Source organism: Agrobacterium rosae, from assembly GCF_002915175.1.
In the GTDB taxonomy this organism is placed as follows: domain Bacteria; phylum Pseudomonadota; class Alphaproteobacteria; order Rhizobiales; family Rhizobiaceae; genus Agrobacterium; species Agrobacterium rosae.
Genome location: NZ_NXEJ01000004.1, coordinates 475,374 through 496,040, shown reverse-complemented (window position 1 = coordinate 496,040; position 20,667 = coordinate 475,374). Strand labels below are relative to the sequence as shown.

At 56.0% G+C, this 20,667-nt stretch carries 22 protein-coding genes; 3 read left to right on the top strand and 19 right to left on the bottom strand.

All coding sequences use genetic code 11. The features are described from left to right. Positions 1 to 58 precede the first annotated feature (58 nt). The 19 genes from CPJ18_RS09755 to CPJ18_RS09665 all read right to left on the bottom strand — a co-directional run bounded on the left by CPJ18_RS09755 (position 59) and on the right by CPJ18_RS09665 (position 18,140). Positions 59 to 790 (bottom strand): amino acid ABC transporter ATP-binding protein, encoded by a 732-nt coding sequence (locus CPJ18_RS09755; RefSeq protein WP_103657860.1) that lies wholly within the window; start codon positions 788 to 790, stop codon positions 59 to 61. Further along, positions 768 to 1,427, bottom strand: coding sequence for an amino acid ABC transporter permease (locus CPJ18_RS09750; protein ID WP_077122659.1), 660 nt, complete (start codon positions 1,425 to 1,427; stop codon positions 768 to 770). Before CPJ18_RS09750 ends, CPJ18_RS09755 begins: the two co-directional genes overlap by 23 nt. Further along, a complete protein-coding gene (locus CPJ18_RS09745; RefSeq protein WP_103657859.1) occupies positions 1,424 to 2,095 on the bottom strand; it encodes an amino acid ABC transporter permease in 672 nt (223 codons plus the stop codon). The genes CPJ18_RS09750 and CPJ18_RS09745 overlap by 4 nt, the downstream gene beginning before the upstream one ends. A gap of 72 nt (positions 2,096 to 2,167) precedes the next feature. Next, a complete protein-coding gene (locus CPJ18_RS09740; protein WP_103657858.1) occupies positions 2,168 to 2,953 on the bottom strand; it encodes a transporter substrate-binding domain-containing protein in 786 nt (261 codons plus the stop codon). 11 nt (positions 2,954 to 2,964) lie between these two features. Then, positions 2,965 to 3,669, bottom strand: coding sequence for a GntR family transcriptional regulator (locus CPJ18_RS09735; RefSeq protein WP_103657857.1), 705 nt, complete (start codon positions 3,667 to 3,669; stop codon positions 2,965 to 2,967). Positions 3,670 to 3,802: 133 nt separating this feature from the next. Continuing rightward, positions 3,803 to 4,999 (bottom strand): lipid-A-disaccharide synthase, encoded by a 1,197-nt coding sequence (lpxB, locus tag CPJ18_RS09730; protein WP_103657856.1) that lies wholly within the window; start codon positions 4,997 to 4,999, stop codon positions 3,803 to 3,805. Beyond that, positions 4,996 to 5,862 (bottom strand): LpxI family protein, encoded by an 867-nt coding sequence (locus CPJ18_RS09725; RefSeq protein WP_103657855.1) that lies wholly within the window; start codon positions 5,860 to 5,862, stop codon positions 4,996 to 4,998. The genes lpxB and CPJ18_RS09725 overlap by 4 nt, the downstream gene beginning before the upstream one ends. Before the next feature lie 3 nt (positions 5,863 to 5,865). Next, positions 5,866 to 6,678 carry an acyl-ACP--UDP-N-acetylglucosamine O-acyltransferase gene (lpxA, locus tag CPJ18_RS09720; protein ID WP_103584092.1) on the bottom strand — a complete coding sequence of 271 codons (813 nt, stop codon included), beginning with the start codon at positions 6,676 to 6,678 and terminating at the stop codon, positions 5,866 to 5,868. Beyond that, entirely contained in the window at positions 6,675 to 7,142 is a 468-nt protein-coding gene (fabZ, locus tag CPJ18_RS09715) for a 3-hydroxyacyl-ACP dehydratase FabZ (protein WP_077100982.1), read from the bottom strand. Before fabZ ends, lpxA begins: the two co-directional genes overlap by 4 nt. Further along, positions 7,135 to 8,199: a UDP-3-O-(3-hydroxymyristoyl)glucosamine N-acyltransferase gene (gene lpxD, locus CPJ18_RS09710; protein WP_103657854.1), complete on the bottom strand. Its 1,065-nt coding sequence runs from the start codon at positions 8,197 to 8,199 to the stop codon at positions 7,135 to 7,137. The genes fabZ and lpxD overlap by 8 nt, the downstream gene beginning before the upstream one ends. 49 nt (positions 8,200 to 8,248) lie before the next feature. Further along, a complete protein-coding gene (bamA, locus tag CPJ18_RS09705; protein WP_103657853.1) occupies positions 8,249 to 10,597 on the bottom strand; it encodes an outer membrane protein assembly factor BamA in 2,349 nt (782 codons plus the stop codon). 201 nt (positions 10,598 to 10,798) lie between these two features. Then, positions 10,799 to 11,932 (bottom strand): RIP metalloprotease RseP, encoded by a 1,134-nt coding sequence (gene rseP, locus CPJ18_RS09700; protein ID WP_103657852.1) that lies wholly within the window; start codon positions 11,930 to 11,932, stop codon positions 10,799 to 10,801. A gap of 30 nt (positions 11,933 to 11,962) precedes the next feature. Next, on the bottom strand, positions 11,963 to 12,796 hold the full coding sequence (locus CPJ18_RS09695) for a phosphatidate cytidylyltransferase (RefSeq protein WP_077100990.1): 834 nt from the start codon (positions 12,794 to 12,796) through the stop codon (positions 11,963 to 11,965). Next, a complete protein-coding gene (locus tag CPJ18_RS09690) occupies positions 12,796 to 13,539 on the bottom strand; it encodes an isoprenyl transferase (RefSeq protein ID WP_077100992.1) in 744 nt (247 codons plus the stop codon). Before CPJ18_RS09690 ends, CPJ18_RS09695 begins: the two co-directional genes overlap by 1 nt. A gap of 61 nt (positions 13,540 to 13,600) precedes the next feature. Beyond that, positions 13,601 to 14,158: a ribosome recycling factor gene (gene frr / locus CPJ18_RS09685; RefSeq protein WP_077100994.1), complete on the bottom strand. Its 558-nt coding sequence runs from the start codon at positions 14,156 to 14,158 to the stop codon at positions 13,601 to 13,603. A 65-nt stretch (positions 14,159 to 14,223) separates the two neighbouring features. Next, positions 14,224 to 14,946 carry a UMP kinase gene (pyrH, locus tag CPJ18_RS09680; RefSeq protein WP_067644183.1) on the bottom strand — a complete coding sequence of 241 codons (723 nt, stop codon included), beginning with the start codon at positions 14,944 to 14,946 and terminating at the stop codon, positions 14,224 to 14,226. Positions 14,947 to 15,148: 202 nt separating this feature from the next. Then, positions 15,149 to 16,075 (bottom strand): translation elongation factor Ts, encoded by a 927-nt coding sequence (tsf, locus tag CPJ18_RS09675; RefSeq protein ID WP_077100996.1) that lies wholly within the window; start codon positions 16,073 to 16,075, stop codon positions 15,149 to 15,151. A gap of 244 nt (positions 16,076 to 16,319) precedes the next feature. Further along, positions 16,320 to 17,099: a 30S ribosomal protein S2 gene (rpsB, locus tag CPJ18_RS09670; protein WP_067643195.1), complete on the bottom strand. Its 780-nt coding sequence runs from the start codon at positions 17,097 to 17,099 to the stop codon at positions 16,320 to 16,322. A gap of 192 nt (positions 17,100 to 17,291) precedes the next feature. After that, on the bottom strand, positions 17,292 to 18,140 hold the full coding sequence (locus CPJ18_RS09665) for a cell envelope integrity EipB family protein (RefSeq protein WP_103657851.1): 849 nt from the start codon (positions 18,138 to 18,140) through the stop codon (positions 17,292 to 17,294). Between the two features lie 115 nt (positions 18,141 to 18,255). On the opposite strand from CPJ18_RS09665, the gene CPJ18_RS09660 reads away from it, so the two are divergent. The 3 genes from CPJ18_RS09660 to CPJ18_RS09650 are packed head-to-tail and all read left to right on the top strand — an operon-like array spanning position 18,256 to position 20,650. Further along, positions 18,256 to 18,726 (top strand): RidA family protein, encoded by a 471-nt coding sequence (locus CPJ18_RS09660; protein WP_103657850.1) that lies wholly within the window; start codon positions 18,256 to 18,258, stop codon positions 18,724 to 18,726. Then, positions 18,723 to 19,463, top strand: a complete 741-nt coding sequence (locus CPJ18_RS09655; protein ID WP_167397868.1) for a glycerophosphodiester phosphodiesterase family protein — start codon at positions 18,723 to 18,725, stop codon at positions 19,461 to 19,463. Before CPJ18_RS09660 ends, CPJ18_RS09655 begins: the two co-directional genes overlap by 4 nt. Continuing rightward, positions 19,460 to 20,650, top strand: coding sequence for a GNAT family N-acetyltransferase (locus tag CPJ18_RS09650; RefSeq protein WP_103657849.1), 1,191 nt, complete (start codon positions 19,460 to 19,462; stop codon positions 20,648 to 20,650). Before CPJ18_RS09655 ends, CPJ18_RS09650 begins: the two co-directional genes overlap by 4 nt. Positions 20,651 to 20,667: the final 17 nt, after the last annotated feature.

Genomic DNA, 20,667 nt, shown 5'->3' with positions numbered 1-20,667 from the left:
GGCCAACGCCCGGCTTTTCTGTTGCTACAAAGCTCAAAAGCTTAATTCCACCACGCTTTCAATGCGCAGTCACGCCCAGAAACTGTTTCAACTCCGGCGTCTTGGGTGCCGAAAAAACCTCCTCCGGGGGGCCTATCTCATGAACCTTGCCTTCATGCATGAAGACGACCCGTGAGCAGACATCGCGGGCGAATTTCATTTCGTGGGTTACCATGACCAGCGTCATGCCTTCTGCGGCCAATTCCCGTACCACGGCCAGAACTTCCGAGACGAGTTCCGGGTCGAGGGCAGACGTGATTTCGTCACACAAAAGCGCGGTGGGCTGCATGGCCAGTGCCCGGGCAATGGCAACACGTTGCTGCTGGCCACCCGACAGTTCGTCGGGATAGGCATCGAATTTGTGGGCCAGACCGACACGCTCCAGCATCTTGCGTGCCAGTGCTTCTGCGTCCGTCCTCGGCGTTTTCTTCACAACGGTTTGCGATAGCATGACATTTTCGCCGACATTGAGATGCGGAAACAGATTAAACTGCTGAAAGATCATGCCGACCTTCAGCCGCAAGGCTTTCAGGTGAAGCTCGTCATCGATGAACTGAGCACCAGCCACAGAAATCGCGCCAGACGAGATAGTCTCGAGACCATTGATGCAGCGCAATAGCGTTGATTTTCCCGATCCGCTCTTGCCGATGATCGCGATGACCTCGCCCGGAGCGATATCCAAATTGATGCCTTTGAGAACCTCGTTGCTGCCGAAGCTTTTGCGGACTTCAGTGATTTCGATGAGCGACATTGAGCTTCCTTTCGAGGATCTGGCTGCTTTTCGACAATGGCCAGCACAGAGCGAAATAAATGAGGGCAACGAGGCCATAAACGGTGAAGGGCTGGAACGTGGCGTTGGTGACGATCGTGCCTGCTTTGGAAAGCTCCACGAAACCGATGATCGAGGTAACCGCCGTTCCCTTGATGACCTGAACCGCGAAGCCGACCGTGGGTGGAATGGCCACCCGCATGGCCTGCGGCAGAATGACATAGCGCATTTGCTGCAAGCGCCCCATGCCAAGGCTGGCGGATGCTTCCCACTGCCCCTTGGACACAGCCTCGACGCATCCGCGCCATATCTCGGTGAGGAATGCCGCAGCCCAAAGGATGAGCGTCAGTCCGGCAGCCAGCCAGGCCGGAACATCGATGCCGACCAATCCCAACCCGAAGAAAGCGATGAAAAGCTGCATGAGCAACGGCGTTCCCTGAAACAGCTCCACGTAATATTTGGAAAAGACCCGCAGGGATTTCTTTCTGGAAATGCGCATAAACAAAAGCAAGAGACCGACGGCTGCGCCGCCGAGGAAAGACACCAGCGAAAGAAGAACCGTCCAGCGGGCTGACAACAGTAGGTTTCGCAAAATATCCCAAGTGGTGAACTCGATCATCGGGCACTCCTTCTGGGAAAGATGAAGCCGCCAACAACCAGAAGCAGCTGCCGCAACAAAATGGCGAGCGCGAGATAAATGACCGTCGATACCATGTAGGCCTCGAAGGCGCGGAATGTGCGCGACTGGATGAAATTGGCGGCGAAGGTCAAATCTTCCGCGGCAATCTGCGACACGACAGAAGAGCCGAGCATGACGATGACGACCTGCGATGAGAGGGCGGGCCAGATGCGCTGGAGCGCTGGTACGAGCACGACGTGACGGAAGGTTTCGAACCGCGTCATGGCAAGGCTCGCTCCGGCCTCGAACTGACCTTTTGGAGTCGCCTGAATACCGGCGCGAATGATTTCGCAGCTATAGGCCCCGAGATTGACGACCATGGCGATATTGGCCGCCGTCAGTTCGTTCAATTGCAGGCCCAATGATGGCAGGCCGAAGAAGATGAAAAACAACTGGATGAGAAACGGCGTGTTGCGGATCATCTCCACGTAAACAGCAATCGGCGGACGCAGCCATGTCGGCCCCAAAGCCCGCACCCATGCGCAAAAAATGCCGAGCGAAATTCCCAGCACACCACCGATGGCAATCAGCTGCAGCGTGATGAGAACGCCCTTCACGATTGCCGGATAATATTCGAGAAGCCACCCAAACTCGAAGGTGTAGTTCACGTTGGTTCCTTTCGAAAAAATACAAGGAACCGCGCCCTGCTCGATGACAGGGCGCGACTTTTAAAAATTGATTCAGAGATCTTTAGGCAAATCGGTTTTCAGCCACTTCTGGGCAATCGCATTGAGGCTGCCGTCGGCTTTCGCAGCAGCAAGGATCGCATCGACTTTCTCACGCAAAGCGGGCTGGTCCTTGTTGAGGCCGATATAGCAAGGAGAGTTCTTGATGAGGAATTTCAGTTCCGGCCGCTTTGGCGGGTTCTTTTCCAAAATAGCAGCCGCAACGACGTTGCCGGTCGCAACCGTTTCCACCTGCCCAGACAGGAAGGCCGAGATGGTGCCGTTATTGTCTTCATAGCGCTTGATGGTGGCATCGGCTGGCGCGATCTTCGTCAGTTCCAAATCCTCCACAGCACCGCGTGTGACGCCGATCGTCTTGCCCGACAGGTCTTGGGCCTTCTCGATCTTTACGGCATCAGGTGCGAAAACGCCGTTGAAGAAGGGTGCATAAGCAACCGAGAAATCGATTACCTTCTCGCGGTCGGCATTCTTGCCGAGGCTGGAAATAACCAGATCGACTTTGTTGGTCTGGAGATAAGGAACTCGGTTCGCGCTGGTAACCGGTACAAGTTCGGTTTTCACGCCCAGCTTTTCAGCAATCAGGTTGGCGACATCGATGTCGTATCCACGAGGTGCCATGTCGATTCCGACGCTACCGAATGGCGGGAAATCCTGCGGAACCGCAACACGGATCGATCCGCGCGCAGAAATATCGCTCAAGGTATCCGCCGAGGAAGGAGCGGCGAAGCTCACACTGGCGGCGAGAGCTAAGGCAGCGAAAAATGTACGTCTGTTGAACATTATGAAATCTCCTAAATGGTTGCGTGAAGGGCAGGAAGGGAAAGTGAACTGCGAAGATTGGAGTATTGGTCGCGCTGGCGCGTCAGATCGAGGCCTGTTTCGACCTCGTCCAGATGCGTGGCTGCAAGGTCTGCCGCCTTGGAAAAGTCACCCGCATCCATCGCCTCGAACATGCGGCAATGTCCCTCGTGAGACTGGGCTGCGTGAAAATCCGATTGGTACAACATCGAAATAAGAATGGTGCGGGCGGTCAGGTCGCGCAGGAGGTCGGCAATGATTTCGTTTCCGGCAATTTCGGCAATACGAATGTGGAAATCGCCCATCAGGCATGTCAGCCGTTGCCGATCGCAAGCAGCCATCGCGTCCTTTTCTTCGCTCAAGTGATCGAGAAGAATTTGGCGACCCTCTGGGGGCAGCCTCGTCATGCTTCGCAACAGACCGCACTCGATGACGCGCCGCGCCTCGTAGACTTTAATCGCCTCCTCGGCCGACGGCTCTACGACGAACCAGCCGCGACGTGGACTGACCTTGACGACGCCACGGCTGCCAAGACGCATCAGCGCTTCGCGTATCTTGGTGCGCGACACACCATAAATTTCTGCGAGCTGACTTTCGCCCAACCGGGTTCCGGGGCGTATTCGAGCGGAAAGAATGCCGGAAACGATGGCCTTTTCTATCGCAGTTTGGTCGGTGTCGGGTGCATGTCTATCTTGCATACAAGATGGAAAAGCAAACGATGTGCCAATTGATCAGCACAAAAGATCGCAGGCCTAATCATCTCGACAGGTCGGCAGAACAGTGATTTTTGATTATTTTTTAAGCTGGGCCGATTTGGACACCGGTCAAATATTATGCGCCACGGCCAAAGGCACCAGTCTTGCTGCGATAGACAGACAGCAAAATCTCAGCACCAACCTCGCCCGGAGGACGCTCGGTGCGCAGACGCTCCTGCACCAGCGCAAAACCTTCCAGCATGGCCCGTCGCTGGAGCGTATTGGACGACAGTCGCTCCGCCCAACGCAGCATGGAACCTGCGCGAACCACTTCGTTGATATACTCCGGCACCACGGCATAATCTGCAATCAGGTTGGGCAGAGCCCCCGTCCAGGTCTTGATGCGCCTGCTCAGCATGGTGAAGATCCAGTCCGTTTTGTAGACTGAAACCACCGGCACATGGGCCAGCGCAAGCTCCAGAATAACGGTTCCAGACGCGGCAATGGCAGCATCTGCCTCAGCAAACGCCTGCCACTTGAAGGCTGCACCCGTATCGATCTGAGGGCGGACATGATCCGGCCAGGACGCCGCAAGCCCACGGATCAAGCTTTCCTGTCTGGGCACCGTTGGAAGAACAAATCGTGTAGGCCCATTTCGCTCGACGAATGCCTGCGCCGCGTCCCTGAACGGCTCCATCAACCGCGTGATTTCGGTCGACCTCGAGCCAGGCAGCAGAAGAATGGTTCTTGGCTCTCCCAAGCCAGGCAGAGGTCGCGCGGCACGCTTTGCACGGACCTCTAGTAGATCAGCATCAACGCTCAGCCGATGGCCGACGAATGTTGTCGGCGGGCCGCCAAGGCGTCGCATGGTCTCAGGCTCGAACGGCAGCAGTGCCAGCACGTGATCGACATAGGACAGCATCGCCGTTGCGCGGTATTCTTTCCACGCCCAGACGCTTGGGCAGACGTAATTGATAACCGGCAACTGCGGCAACGCTTTGCGTACACGCTTGGTAACGCGGTGCGTGAAATCCGGGCTGTCGATGATCAACAAAACATCCGGCTTTGCGGCAATAATCGCATTGGCCGTTTCCTTGATTCTCGCGATCATCTGCGGCAGTTTTTTCAAAACTTGCGTGAAGCCCATGATCGACAATTCGGAGTAATCGAACAGCGAAACGAGGCCTTCTGCGATCAGGCCATCCCCGCCGACGCCGACCAGTTCGACACGGCCCGGATATTGCTGCTTCAAGGCTCGCACCAGATCCGCCCCCAGCAGATCGCCTGAGACTTCCCCGGCGATCACCGCCAGTTTGAGAACGCTGTCGGTCACATCATCTCTCCCGCAAGGCCCACATCTATACCACAGACGAACAACCCGGCATCATCGGCAGCCCGCAACATGACCTCACGGTCCAGCACGAACGCCCTGCCCGCTTCGACCGCTATGCCGGCAAGCCCGGCCTTCGCAGCATTTTCAACGGTGGATGGACCAATGGTTGGTAAATCGGCGCGAATGTCTTGCTGCGGCTTGCACAGCTTGACCAGAACGCCTTTCCTGCGGCTGGAGATGCGCCCCTCTGCGCGTAAAAAGGCAACGCGCGCCAGCATGCCATCGGTCCCCTCGACGCCTTCCAGCGCCACGAGGCGCCCGCCGACGGAGACAGAGCCCTGCCCTACGTCCAGCGCGCCGAGTGCGAGTGCGGCCTTGGCGGCCTTGGCGATATCCCTGTGGTCATCGTCCCCTGGCGCGACTTTACCGAGCGCACCCGTCGTTGCCAGCAGAGCCGGCGCAATCTCATGCGCACCGATAACCCGTGCGCCCTGCGCTTCAATCAGCCTGATCACCATTTGCAGCACCGTATCATCACCACCGGACAACAGGGTGCGGATGATGGACGGCATTTTTGCGATCATTTTCAAGTTGGGGCGAATCTCTCGCCACTCAGGGCGCCGCGAAACGCCACCCGATAGCACGACGCGGTCGATACCCTGTGCAGACAGCAGTTTACCGAGCGCCGAAACATCGCCAACGCTGATCGAGACACTTTCGAACTTCGTCCAGTCAAGATCGGCTTCGTTTTTCAAACGGATGATGAAGGGCGTCTCACCTGACTGTTGCGCGGCCTCCGCCACATAGTAAGGAAGAAACCCACTACCAGCGATGATTGCCAGCCGCCCCGCACCCTGTGTCACAGCCTATTTTCCACGGTGGGGCGAGGAAATTGCCCTATCATTGGCAGCAGCAATAAAGTCGATGATTTCAAGCGCCTGCGGGCACTCCAGATATTCATCTCGGATGGCGGCGGCGTTCGTGCGAACATTGCCCTCACTCTCGAATATCTGCTTGTAAGCACGGCGAACCTTGTGAATTTCAGCACGCTCGATGCCTGCGCGCGTCATGCCGACGATGTTCAGACCGCTCAAAATACCGGGATTGCCATTCAGCATCCCATAGGGAACGACATCGTAGCTTACGGCGGACAGCCCGCCGATAAAGGCTTGGCGGCCAACACGCGTGAACTGATGTACGGCAGAGCCGCCACCCAGAATGGCCCGGTCCTCGATCGTCACGTGACCCGCCAGCATGACGTTGTTGGACAGGATGATATTATTGCCCAGACGGCAATCATGCGCCACATGCGCATAGGCAAGGAACAGATTGTTGTTGCCGACAACAGTGGTGCCGCCATGTTCGACGGTACCGGTGTTCATCGTCACACCTTCACGGATTGTGCAGTTTTCACCGATGACCAGCGTCGTGTCGACCGCGCTGTGGTGTGCACTCTGCGAATCGCCGCCAATCACGGCCGACGGCCAGATTTTCGTGCCCTTGCCGACTGTGGTCGAGCCCAGCACGACGACGTGGCTGATCAACTGAACATCATTATGCAGCGTAACTTTGGGGCCGACATGGCAGAACGGGCCGACGACGACGTTTTCACCGATGACCGCACCGTCTTCAATGAAAGACATCGGGTGAATTTTGGCCGAAGCCGCAATCTTGCTCATTGCTGATCCTCGGGGATCATCATTGCTCCGATATCGGCTTCGGCAACCAGAACACCGTCAACCTTGGCATCGCAGTGGAATTTCCAGACATTGCCGCGCTGGCGCTGCTTGACGACATAGATTTCCAGCCGATCGCCTGGTACGACAGGCTTGCGGAAACGCGCATTGTCGATCGTCATGAAATAAACGAGGTTGCCACCATCGCCCTGCTTGCGCGCACAGATGGCACCCGCCGTCTGCGCCATCGCTTCCACGATCAGAACGCCCGGCATGATGGGACGATCCGGGAAGTGACCCGTGAAATGTGGCTCGTTGACCGTCACGTTCTTGATGCCAGTTGCCGAGTTATCAGCGTCGATATCGATGATCTTGTCGATCAGCAAAAATGGATAACGATGCGGCAGCAGCTTCATCACCTCGAGGATGTCAGCCGCGCCAAGCGCCGTCTTTGTCTCTTCAGACATTCTTCTCTCCTGTCTTCTTGTCTCGCTCCTCAGCACGGGCCAGCAACTCGGCCATATCGCGCAGGAAATGTTTGAGTGGCCGCGCCGGCACGCCGCCATATTTCGCGCCCGCCGGCACGTCGGCGACAACGCCGCTCATTGCCGCAATCTGCACGCCGTCTCCAATGGTGATATGGCCGTTGATACCGCTGGCACCGCCAATCATCACACCATCGCCAATGCGAGTGCTGCCGGCAATGCCGACTTTGCTGACGATGCCGCAATGACGACCGATGCGCACGTTGTGACCAATCTGAACCTGATTGTCGATTTTCGTACCTTCACCAATCACCGTGTCGTCCATCGTGCCACGATCAACCGTGGTGTTGGCACCAATCTCGACATTATCCTGAATGATGACGCGACCGATCTGCACGATCTTGATCATACCGCGCGGCCCCGGAGCGTAACCAAAACCGTCCTGCCCGATGCGCGCACCGTTGTGAATGATCACGCCATTGCCGATCAAAGCCGAAAGAATGCTGGCACCGCCTGCGATCGTGCAATCACGCCCAATCTGAACGTCTGCCCCAATGACCGCACCTGGTCCAATCCGAGTACCTGCGCCGATATGGGTATTCGCGCCGATAACAGCGAATGGCTCCACCACAACCCCCGCCTCCAGCTTCGCGGATGGATCGACATGAGCGGCGGCGGAAATTTCGGTCTCCTGCCCGGCGATCGCCGATGGCTTCATCGCGGAAGGATGCAGCAACGCTCCCGCCTGCGCAAAAACCATATGGGGATTTTTGGAGATAAGAGCCGGAATATGATCAGGAATGAGCCCTTTGAGAGCCGTGTCACAAATGACGGCTGCAGCCTCACACGTCAGCAACTCATCCCGGTTTCGACGCGAAAGAATGTAGCAAAGCTGATCGGACTTCGCGCGGTAAACAGGCGCAATCGAACGCACCAGGCGATCACCCGCAGCCTCATCAGACAGTTCCGCCCCAAGACGGTCTGCGATGTCTCTCAATCGCATGCCATCATGGGGCGGAAAAAAAGCATTATATTCCATCAGCCGGATACTCCAGAACGTTCAAACTCGCAGTTCTGGACTGCCGATATCAGAAAGTGTTGGACATGCCAAACCGGAAATTCTGCACTTCGTCGTAGTCTTCCTTCATGAAAGGAACTGCATAGTCTACGCGCAGAGGACCAAACGGCGAAGCCCACATCAGACCGATACCAGCAGATGCACGGATCGAGCTATCGTCCTGCACGTTTTCACCAGCAGCAGTACGAACCTTATTGCCATAAAGCGTACCAGCATCAACGAAACCGGCAAGGCGCAGACCGAAGTCTTCAGGAACGCCAGGCATAGGAGCCGTCACTTCAGCAGAGGCTGCAAAGTACGTCGTACCACCGATGGCGTCATCACCGATGCGCGGGCCAATACCGTCATTCTCGAAGCCACGGATCACGCGGCCGCCGATTTTGAACTGATCGAAAACAAGCAGATTGTCGCCAGTCGGGGCAACATAACCAGCCTGACCCGTGATCGAACCGATAATGTCGTACTCGTCAGACAGCGTGTGGTAATAACGAGCCTTCGCATAAATCTTGTAATACTCGGAGTCACCACCAAGACCTGCAAATTCGTTTGTCAAAGCACCTTGCCAGCCTTCGCGTGGCATGTTGCGGTCGTCCAAGGAATTGTAGGCGAGCGTGTTGGAAATGATCGATTGCGTCCAATTGCCGCCATTGATCAAATCAACGTAAGGGCTAGCCAGGTTCACATAGTTACCCGCACCATCGACATCGTCGTAACCAGATTTTCCATCATACTTGATCTGCTTGTACGTGTACTTGAACGTCGTCGCCAGATTTTCCGTGATGGGTGCAGTTACGCGGAGCGCAAAGCCCTGCTCATCATAGTCATAGTAGTCTTCGTTCGAGCTCTGGCTCTTGAACAGATCGAAACCTGCGGCAAGGCGATAGCCAAGGAAGTAAGGCTCGGTGAACGAAAGGTTGTACGTACGCGCGTCGTCCTGGCCGGCACCAGCAGCAATACGAATGTACTGGCCGCGACCAAGGAAGTTCTTTTCTTCGATCGATGCTTCAAGAAGCGCACCATCGTTCTGGGAATAACCAGCACCGATACCGAACGAGCCGGTTGCCTGATCTTCAACGTCAACCACGATCACGACGCGGTCAGGAGCGCTGCCCTGCGATGTGCCGATGTTGACCTTGGAGAAGTAGCCGAGTGCTTCGAGACGACGCTTGGCAGCACTGACAACCGTCTGGTTGAAAGCATCGCCTTCGCTGATGTCGAATTCGCGACGGATAACATAATCACGCGTACGTGTGTTACCGCGGATTTCGATACGCTCGACATATGCACGCTCGCCCTGATCGACGATGTAGGTCACACCAATGGTGTTGCCAGCCATGTCACGGTCGCCACGCGGCGTCACGCGTGCAAAAGGATAACCTTCTGCGGAGACGCGCTTGGAAATGGCTTCGATGCTCTGCTGAACTTCTTTGGCGCTGTAACCAGCACCGGACTTGGTTTCGACCAGACCCTGCAGCTCAGAACCATCGACACCTGGAACGGTGGATTCGACAGCCACATTACCAAATGCATAACGCTGACCTTCGTCAACGTTGATCGTGATTGTGTATTCGTTGGTCGCTTCATCCAGAACCGCGTCCGAAGACGTTACCCGGAAGTCGGCATAGCCGCGGTTGTAATAGAACTGGCGCAGCGCTTCTTCGTCAGCGCGCAACTTGTCCTCATTGTAGACATCCTTACGCGTCAGGAACGACAGCATGTTGGATTTCTTGGTGTTGAGAACGGCAGCAAGACGGCCATCGCTATAAGCGTTGTTACCGACGAAATCGATGCGAGCGATCTTCGTGCGTTCACCTTCGTTGATGACGAAAGCAAGGTTGACGCGACCCTGACCGACATTCACGACCTGTGTCGTAACCTGAACGTCACTACGACCAATGGCAGCATAGGCGTCCTTGATGCGCGCAATATCGGCAGTCACGAGTGTCTGGTCGTAAGGACCGAGAGACTGCGTCTGAACGATACCCTGAAGCTTGTCGTCCTTGATCTTGCGGTTGCCGTTGAAAACGACCTGGTTGACAAGATTGTTCTCGCTCACCGTCACAACGAGCGTCTTACCAGAAACGCTCATGCTGACGTTGGAAAAATAACCCGTCGCATAAAGGCGCTTGACCGATTCATCGATGTCAGCGTTGGAAAAATTCTGACCGGGAGCGATCGTGATGTTGGACCGCACAGCGTCCGCGCCGGAGCGCTCAGCGCCACGCACGTCAACTCTGCTGATGACAGCCGCATTGGCAACTCCAGAAGAGACGAGCACTCCCAGAACTGCAACCGAAGAAACACCAGCAGACAGCGCAACCGCCGACACCGCGTTCAAAAACTTTGAACCAGCCTTCATTTTTAATTCTTACCTTTTCCCGTTGTCCCTCAGCGGGCGGAACCCGACTCCGGCCATCTGTCGTCGTTTTACCTGCTTTTCCTCTACAAGCAAGCCCGACCGTTAATTTCTGTTTACTTCGCAAGCTACCGTGGCTCAATCGCCACTTTGGCATCAAAACAAGGTAAACGCCCCGTTAAAAAATCAGCTCTAAAACCCCATTCAGCCAATCAAGCTGCTGATATCATTCCAAGTCGCAAAAACCATTAGACTGAAAATCATTACCATTCCAATACGGAAAGCAAACTCCTGAGCACCCGGTCCAAGCGGTCTGCCACGCACGGCCTCGATGGCGTAAAACACCAGATGGCCGCCGTCCAGAATCGGGACCGGCATCAGATTAAGCAGGCCAATCGAAACAGAAAGCAAGGCCGCAAGCTGAATGACAGCTGCAAAACCGAGAGATGCCATCTGACCTGATGCCTGAGCGACACGCACAGGACCGCCGAGTTGATCTGCATTCATGCGACCAGTGACGAGGTTGCCGATATAGGCAAACGTGCCGGTGACGACGTGGCCGGTCTCACGCACACCTTCAATCAGCGCCTCAGTGGGCGAATAGGTGACGTGACGGAAATTGCCGCGGGTCTGGTCGGTGACGATGCCGATAATGCCCAGCTCCATCTTGTTGCCGAACTGATCCTTCGTCTCGGTTCTGGTCGGCACCATGGGCAGAACGATATCCTGACCGTTTCTTTCCACAGTCACGGTGATGGGCGTGCCTGGACGAACAGCAACGTAGCGACGAACATCCTCGAACGTCTTGACGGCTTCACCATCGATGGCGACCAGCCTGTCACCCGCCAAAACACCGGCGGACTGCGCCACACTGTTTTCGCGCACTTCGGAAACGATCGGATCGGAAATCATGCGGCCGTAAATGGCAAAAAGCGCTGCAAAAATCAGGATTGCCAAAATGAAATTCGCGATAGGGCCAGCAGCGACGGTTGCCGCCCTTTTCCACAACTTTGCACCGGCAAGCGTCTGCGCGCGCTCTTCCAGCGTCAGGTTGACAAGGTTGTCAGTGTCCGGCTTGCTGGCGACATCCTCGTCGCCGAAGAATTTCACGTAACCGCCAAGAGGAACAGCCGAGATTTTCCAGCGGGTTCCGTGCTTGTCGGTAAAGCCGACCAACTCAGGGCCGAAACCGATGGAAAAAGCTGTGGACCGTATGCCGCACCAGCGGCCGACCAGATAATGCCCCATCTCGTGAACGAAGACGAGAAGAGAAAGCACGAGAATGAACGGCACCATATAACCGGTCAAAAATCCAACCGTCGCCGTCACCATATCCATATTTTCCAAGCCTTTCGCTCAACGCTATAATCAGAATCCAGGCAGAATTCCGCTACCTGATCCTGGTACATCACCGGTTATCGCCGCGTGAACGACAGCAATGAGGAATACGGTAAAGCAGGCAAAAACAAGACCGTCAACCCGGTCCATGAAGCCGCCATGCCCGGGGATGAGATGGCTGGAATCCTTCACCTTGAAGCGGCGCTTGATAAAGGATTCGAACAGGTCGCCAATCTGGCTGAAAACGGACAAAGCCAGCGCCAGCGCCAAGACGACGACCCCGATCCGTCCATGGTAGATTGCCGAGACCGCGCCGCCCGCCACGACACCTGAAACCGTACCACCGATGGCGCCGGACCATGTCTTGCCGGGCGAGATCGATGGCGCCAGTTTCGGCCCGCCAATGGCACGACCGACGAAATAAGCCAGAATATCCGTTGCCCAGACAATGGCGAAGACGAACACCATGGCAACAATGCCCGTTGGTTCCTCACCACGGATGGCCGCAAGCGAGATGCCGCTGAGCCCGGAATAGATCATACCGCCGACAAGCCACCAGTTTTTGCCGCGCAGGACTGGAAACAAAGCTGCGGTCAGCGTAAAGCCAGACAGCAACGGCAGATCAAGAGAGGGCTCCCCGAAAATCGTGTTGCCGCTGATCACCGCAATGGCAAACCAACCCCAGGCATAGCCAGTCGGGTTGGTATCGGACAGTTTGGTGATGGACGTCCACTCGTAATAGATCAGCAGCGACAGAACGCCGGCAAAAAGGCGGAACATCATTCCGCCATACCATGTGGCGGTCAGAATAACGGCAGCCAGCACGAGGGCGGATATGATCCGCAGCTTGAGTTCGCGGCTCATTACGCGCCCGCCAGGGCGACTTGATCCGGCAGACCGCCGAACCTGCGGTCGCGCGTCATATATTGATCGATTGCGGAAAAGAATGTCTTGCGGTCGAAGTCCGGCCAGTAATCGGGAATGAACAGAAACTCCGAATAGGCAGCCTGCCACAACAGAAAATTGGACAGACGCTCTTCGCCACTTGTGCGGATGATGAGATCCGGATCCGGAATTCCCGCCGTATCAAGACGTGCGGTAATGGCGTCTGGGGTAACCGCGGAAACGTCGATCTTGCCAAGGGCTACGTCCCTGGCAAGGGAGGCCGCAGCGCGCGCAATTTCGTCACGAGAGCCGTAGTTAAACGCAATGACCAAGGTCAGCGCCGTGTTGTCACGCGTCGTCTGTTCGGCTTCCGTCAGCAATGCGCTGATATCGTCGTTCAGGCCTTCGCGATCACCGATCACGCGAATGCGAACATTCTCTTTGTGTAGATCGGCAAGGTCCCGGCGAATGAAAGCCTTGAGAAGCCCCAGCAGATCGCTGACTTCGGTAACCGGCCTGCGCCAGTTTTCTGAGGAGAAGGCGAAGAGTGTGAGATATTTCAGCCCGCATTCGCCAGCCGCCCTCACCGTCTCGCGCACGGCCTCGACCCCGCGCCGGTGCCCCATGATACGGGGAAGACCGCGCTGCTTGGCCCAACGCCCGTTACCATCCATGATGATGGCAACATGCTCAGGCAGTGAGGAACGTGTAATGTCCGACATCTCGATCCAGTTTAAGCAACGCGGAAGATAAAATAATACACAGGGTTGGCGATAACGCCACCTACACCTGCATGATTTCTCTTTCCTTCTCGCCAAGCAAGCGATCAATGTCCGAAATCGTATCATCGGTCATTTTCTGAACCTTTTCAGACAGCGAACGGCTTTCGTCCTGACCGATGTCACCATCCTTTTCGGCTTTTTTCAGACCGTCCATACCATCGCGGCGAACGTGGCGGATCGCGACCTTAGCCTTTTCGGCATAATCATGCGCGACCTTGACGAGCGACTTGCGGCGCTCTTCATTGAGCTCCGGCAAGGGAATACGCAGGTTCTGGCCATCGACGATCGGGTTCAGGCCAAGGTTCGATTCGCGGATTGCACGGTCGACGGCGCCAACCATGGACTTGTCCCAGATGTTCACGCCCAGCATGCGGGCCTCGGGAACCGTGATATTGGCGACCTGCGACAATGGTACGCGCGAGCCATAGGCATCAACCGTCACGGGGTCGAGAATGTTTGCCGAAGCGCGCCCGGTGCGAAGCGATGCGATATCGCTTTTGAAGGCATTGATCGCGCCATCCATGCGACGCTTGATATCGTTGATGTCAGTACCACTCATATTCATACTCCGTCAGTTCTGGCCTTACCGGCCCAATTTCACACCGTGGAATCAGCGCCCGGCCATCATTTGTCGTGCACGATGGTCTTGCGACCGCCGCCCGTCAATATTGCTGCAAAACCGCCCTTCTCGTGAATGGAGAAGACGATGATGGGAATGTGGTTTTCACGGGCAAGCGCAACAGCGGCGATGTCCATGACCGCAAGTCCCTTGCCCAATACTTCCGAGTGAGTCAATTCGTCAAAGCGGGTCGCCGTCGGGTCTTTCTTCGGATCGGCAGAGTAGATGCCATCAACCTGCGTACCCTTGAAGATTGCCTCGGCACCCATTTCCGCTGCGCGAAGTGCTGCAGCAGAGTCAGTCGTGAAGAACGGGTTGCCGGTGCCGCCCGCAAAAATCACGACTCGGCCCTGCGCCATGTGGGACAGTGTGGCGCGCTGTGAGAAGCTTTCGCAAATTTCCGGCATGGCGATGGCCGAGAGAACGACGGTGTCGATGTCGAGCTTGCGCAGAGAGGTCGCAAGCGCCAGTGCGTTGATGACGGTCGCCAGCATGCCCATATGGTCGCCGGTGACGCGGTCTCCACCCTTGGAGGCCACAGCAACTCCGCGGAAGATGTTGCCGCCGCCAACCACGACGCCAACTTCGACACCCATGGCACGCGCCTCGGCGATATCGGAGGCAATACGATCTGCAACAGCGACGTCGATCCCGAAACCCTGATCGCCCATAAGGGCTTCGCCCGACGCCTTGAGAAGAACCCGTTTATAAAGCGGCTTGGAAGACATCATGACTCCTTAAAGCATGTCGCGCACGGTCAAATGTTTGTTTGCAATGACACATGCGAAAACCAGAGGAAGCTACACCGACCGGACAAATCCAAAAGACTGCCCTGCCCGCGCAGGATATATATAACCGGAACGCGGATACACGAAGGGCACCGCGTTGTCACGCGATGCCCCGTAGTTTTCCCAGGTTTGGGTAAAGAGATCAGCCCTTGGCGACCGCAGCAACTTCAGCAGCGAAGTCGGTTTCTTCTTTTTCGATGCCTTCACCAAGCAGCAGGCGAGCCATGCCGACGACTTCGATCTTGGCACCGGCTTCTTTTTCGGCTTCCTTGACAGCGTCGCCAACCGTGATGTCAGGGTTGATGACGAAGGCCTGCGACAGAAGAGCAACTTCTTCGAAGAACTTGCGCATACGACCGTCAACCATCTTTTCGATGATGGCTTCTGGCTTGCCGGATTCACGAGCCTGTTCGATGAAGACGTTACGCTCGCGCTCTGCAACGGCGGCGTCGACTTCTTCAGAACGGATGGCAAGTGGGTTGGTCGCAGCAATGTGCATGGCAATCTGACGGCCGATGGATGTCAGAACAGCCTTGTCGCCTTCGGACTGCAGTGCAACAAGAACGCCAAGCTTGCCAATGCCGTCGCCAGCAGCGTTGTGAACGTAGGTCGCAACAACGCCGTGCTTGACTTCGAGCAGAGCAGAGCGACGAAGCGTCATGTTTTCGCCGATCGTGGCGATTGCGTCCTTGATGGTGTCGGCAACAGTCTTGCCGGACGCTGGGTAGGTCGCAGCAGCAACCGCGTCAACAGAGCCGTCAGTCGTCAAAGCAACCGAAGCGACGCCACGAACGATGTCCTGGAAGGCGTCGTTACGGGCAACGAAGTCGGTTTCGGAGTTGATTTCAACGACAACAGCCTTGTGACCGGCAGAAGCAATACCAATGAGACCTTCAGCAGCTGTACGGCCGGACTTCTTGTCAGCCTTGGCAATACCCTTGGCGCGCAGCCAGTCGATTGCAGCTTCCATGTCGCCGCCGGTTTCAGACAGCGCCTTTTTGCAATCCATCATGCCTGCGCCAGACTTCTCGCGCAGTTCCTTTACCATTGCGGCTGTAATTTCGCTCATTGTGTGCCTCTTGCGGTTCGTCGGTCACGGCGCCATTGCGGCACGACCTAAATCGGATTTTGGGAACGAATGTACCCGGAACTGTGACAGCCTGATGAAAAGGCCATCACGAAACGTTTTAATTTCACGCGTTGCCGTGAAGGACTGCGTGATTGAAACGAACAAGGCCGCCGAACTTTTCTAGTCCAGAACGGCCTTGTCTCGTCTCATGGAGAAGGCGGCATATCCATGCCGCCTATAAGCTTTATTCGGCAGCTGTCTCGGCTGCTGCTTCTTCAAGTGCTGGCTCGATCGGAGCTTCTTCAGAAGCGCCGATGTCACGACCGGAAGAACCCTGCTGACGTGCGATACCGTCGATGGCTGCACGGGCAATCAGATCGCAATAGAGCGAGATTGCGCGCGACGCATCGTCGTTACCTGGGATCGGGAAGTCGATCTGGTCTGGATCGCAGTTCGAGTCGATGATAGCAACGACCGGAATGCCAAGACGCTTGGCTTCTTCGATCGCGATCTTTTCCTTGTTGGTGTCAACAATGAACATCAGGTCAGGAACGCCGCCCATATCGCGGATACCGCCGAGTGCCTTTTCAAGCTTCTCGCGTTCGCGCTCAAGGTTCAGGCGCTCTTTCTTGGAGTAGCCAGATGCGTCGGAGTTGAGGATTTCGTCGACCTTGCGCAGGCGCTGGATCGAGTTCGAAATCGTCTTCCAGTTGGTCATCATGCCGCCGAGCCAACGCGAGTTGACGTAGTACTGAGCGGAGCGCTTTGCGCTGTCTGCGATGATTTCCGAAGCCTGACGCTTCGTGCCGACGAACAGAACGCGACCGCCACGGGCAACCGTGTCAGACACGACCTGAAGGGCGCGCGACAGCAAAGGAACTGTCTGAGCCAAGTCGATGATGTGAATGTTGCTGCGGTCGCCGAAGATGTACGGCTTCATCTTTGGGTTCCAGCGATGTGTCTGGTGACCAAAGTGAACGCCAGCTTCCAGAAGCTGACGCATAGTGAAATCGGGCAATGCCATGCCTAGTTATCCTTTTCCGGTTGAACCCCCGCGAAGCAAACAGCACCATCAAGATGGCACCACCGGGCGGAACGAACCGGATTTCTCCCGGAACATCCCAAGCTTCGCGTGTGGAATGGTGTGCCGCATACAGGCAGATTCTTCGAAAAGCAAGCTTTTATGCACAAAATTACGAAAACAGATCGATGCGTTTCAGCGGATTGGCTTGTTATCGCAGTTTTCCGCCTGAAGAATATCCAGCTTGGCAAGCTTGCCCGTCAAAACGAAATCGCCGTAATCCATGGTCAGGTCACGGGTGATTCCATTTTCATAGAGCTTGAACGACATGCGGTAGATCGGCAGAGAGTCCGTGCCTGCCTTGTCGTTATAATAGGCAATCGTGACCGGCCAGAAGGGCGTTTTGGCGAAGTCACCGGCCATGCTGACATCGGGGTCCGCGTCGCCGTCTTTGGGCACCTGCTGCTTGCCAACCAGCGTAGAGGTGATCAGGCTCTCATCTCCATCGTCAGATCCATCGAACACCCGCGATTCGAAGATGCGCTTTCCAAGCTTGGCGTTTTCGATAACCTGGAACATATGTTCGGTTGGAAACTCGCCAGCGGCAAGATCGATCTTCCTGGCGTCCGGCTTGGTCAAATCGATTTTCATGGTGCCATTGGCGTCGGCAGCTGAGCCCGTGACTTCCTTGTCCAGCTTGTCATCGGTAAAGGACTTGGTCTCGAACTTGAATGTCTTCGACGCAGCATCTTCGAATGTCGTCGTCTGCTGGTCGGTCATACGCACCGCGTCGCCGGTATTGATCTGCGTGACGAAGCGGAAATCCGTCTTGTAGCCTTTGCAGGAAGACCCGGTGAACTCGTACACCATTCTGCCCGTCATGCCCTCGATGCCGGAACGGTCTGATGCGTCCTTCAACTCCAGGTCATACACGGCGCGGTGGGAAATCAGGTTCGGAATATTGGCAGGCACGGCACTTGCGACCTCAGGAGCCACGATAAAAGCACCGGAAGCAAAAGCAACTGCGAGGTTCCTAACAAACATTCAATATCTCCTGTTGGACTCACTGCTCATATTGTACAAGCAATCGCCCGGCTTTTGGACATCATGATCTGTCTGCCGGATTTTTGAAAGATTTACAACAAAAGCGGAGACGAAAATGTCGGATGCCATCGAAGCTCGCCTCAAGGACCTTGGCTACACCCTGCCTGTTGCCGCAGCACCCGCTGCAAACTACGTCCCATTCACTATCAGCGGTAATCTGCTCTATATTTCAGGCCAATTGCCGATGGAATCCGGCAAGGTTGCGGTCACGGGCCATGTGGGTCGCGATGTCGACGTACCAACCGCCCAACGCGCGGCTGAACTGTGCGCCATCAACATTCTCGCACAGATAAAGGCAGCCCTCAATGGCGATCTGTCCAAAGTACGTCGCGTTTTGAAGCTCAATGGCTTTGTTGCGTCCGTCCCTGAGTTCACCGAGCAGCACCTCGTCATCAACGGTGCCTCGAACCTCATCGCCAATGTATTTGGCGATGCTGGTAAACACGCGCGTGCAGCCGTCGGCATGGCCTCCCTGCCCTTCAATGCCGCAGTTGAAATCGACGCCATCTTGGAAATCGACGTATGACTTTGAAGCTCTCATGGTTGACGGAAACGCCAATCGCCCATCGCGGCTATCATGACCAGAACAAGCTGGTGTGGGAAAATACGCTGACCGCATTTTCCCGTGCCATCGAAGCCGGTTTCGCCATCGAATGCGACCTTCAACTGGCCTCCGATAGTGTACCCGTCGTCTTCCACGACGACGAGATGACGCGGTTGACAGGCATAAAGGGCGACGTGCGGGAACGCACATCCGGCGAACTCGGCCTTTTGTCTGTTGGCCAGACGAAGGACAAGGTACCGACGCTCAAGCAGCTTTTGAAACTCTGCGCTGGCAAGGTCCCGCTCGTTCTGGAACTGAAGGGTCGCGAAGCCGCCGGCATCGATGACGGGTTTGCAGAAACCGTTCTGGAAATGCTGGAAGGTTATGAGGGCCATGTTGCGCTCATGAGCTTCGATCATCACTTGCTGAAAGACCTGAAAGCCGCCGGCTCGCCCTGGCCTCTCGGCTTGACGGCGGAAGGTGCCAAACCGGAAAACTTCTTCAAGCATGACGAAGCCATGCAGATCGGCCTCGATTTTATCTCCTATGCCTGGGCACATTTGCCAAACAGCTTTATCGAGGCGCAAAAAAAACTTGGGCTTCCCATCATTACCTGGACGGTAAGGGATGAAAATGGTCGCGAGACATCCTATAAATATGCTGACCAGATAACGTTTGAGGGTTTTGACCCGAAAGAAAGCGTTCCAACCAGCGCATGAGCGAAGAATATTCCATTCGCGTAGAGCAGTCCTTTAGGGATATTGACCCGGAAAGCTGGAACAGGCTTTCCGGCACGTCGAAATCTACGCGAACGGAAGACTACAACCCCTTCATATCGCATGCATATCTGCTATCCATGGAGGAGTCAGGATCGGCGACCTCCAAGACTGGCTGGCGCGGTCATCATCTGCTTTTGGAGAAGGGCGATGGTACGCTGTCCGGCGCAATACCGGCCTATTTGAAGAGCCACAGTCGCGGCGAATATGTTTTCGATCAGGGTTGGGCAGATGCGCTGGAGCGGGCGGGTGGAAACTATTACCCCAAGCTGCAATGTTCCGTGCCTTTTACGCCCGCAACCGGGCCACGGCTGCTGACGAATGGCATCGACAGCGCTGCCTTCAAACAGGTTCTGGCGTCCGGATTGAGGCAGGTCACGGAACGTCTGGGCGTATCATCCGCGCATGTCACCTTCGCGCCGGAGGATGATGTCAGTGCGCTAGAGGATGAGGGGTTCCTGACCCGCACGGATCAGCAATTCCACTTCATCAACAATGGCTACCGCGACCACGCGGATTTTCTGGATGCGTTGTCATCGCGCAAACGTAAGAGCCTGAAAAAAGAGCGCCGTTCCGCGCTGGAAACCGGCATCGAAATCGACTGGCTGACCGGCAGCGATCTGACCGAAGACGTTTGGGATCAGTTCTACGCCTTCTATATGGATACCGGCAGCCGCAAATGGGGCCGTCCGTATCTCACCCGCGAATTCTATTCGCTGATCGGCCAGCGCATGGCTGACGATATTCTGCTGGTCATGGCCAAGCGTGAAGGCCGGTATATTGCCGGTGCCATCAACTTCATCGGCGGTGACGCTCTTTATGGCCGGCACTGGGGTTGCATCGAGGATCATCCCTTTCTGCATTTCGAGGTTTGTTACCACCAGGCCATCGACTTCGCGCTGTCCAAGGGACTGAAACGCGTCGAGGCCGGGGCACAGGGTGAGCATAAGCTGGCGCGCGGATACACGCCGGTGACCACCCAATCGGCCCACTTCATCACCCATCCAAGCCTGCGCAGAGCCATTGCCGACTATCTGGAGCGCGAAAAGAGCGAAGTGCAGGAGATCGGCGACTATCTCGATGAACACAGCCCGTTCCGTAAGGGCGACCGGCAGGAAACCGACGAATAGTCGAGCAGACACGAGGA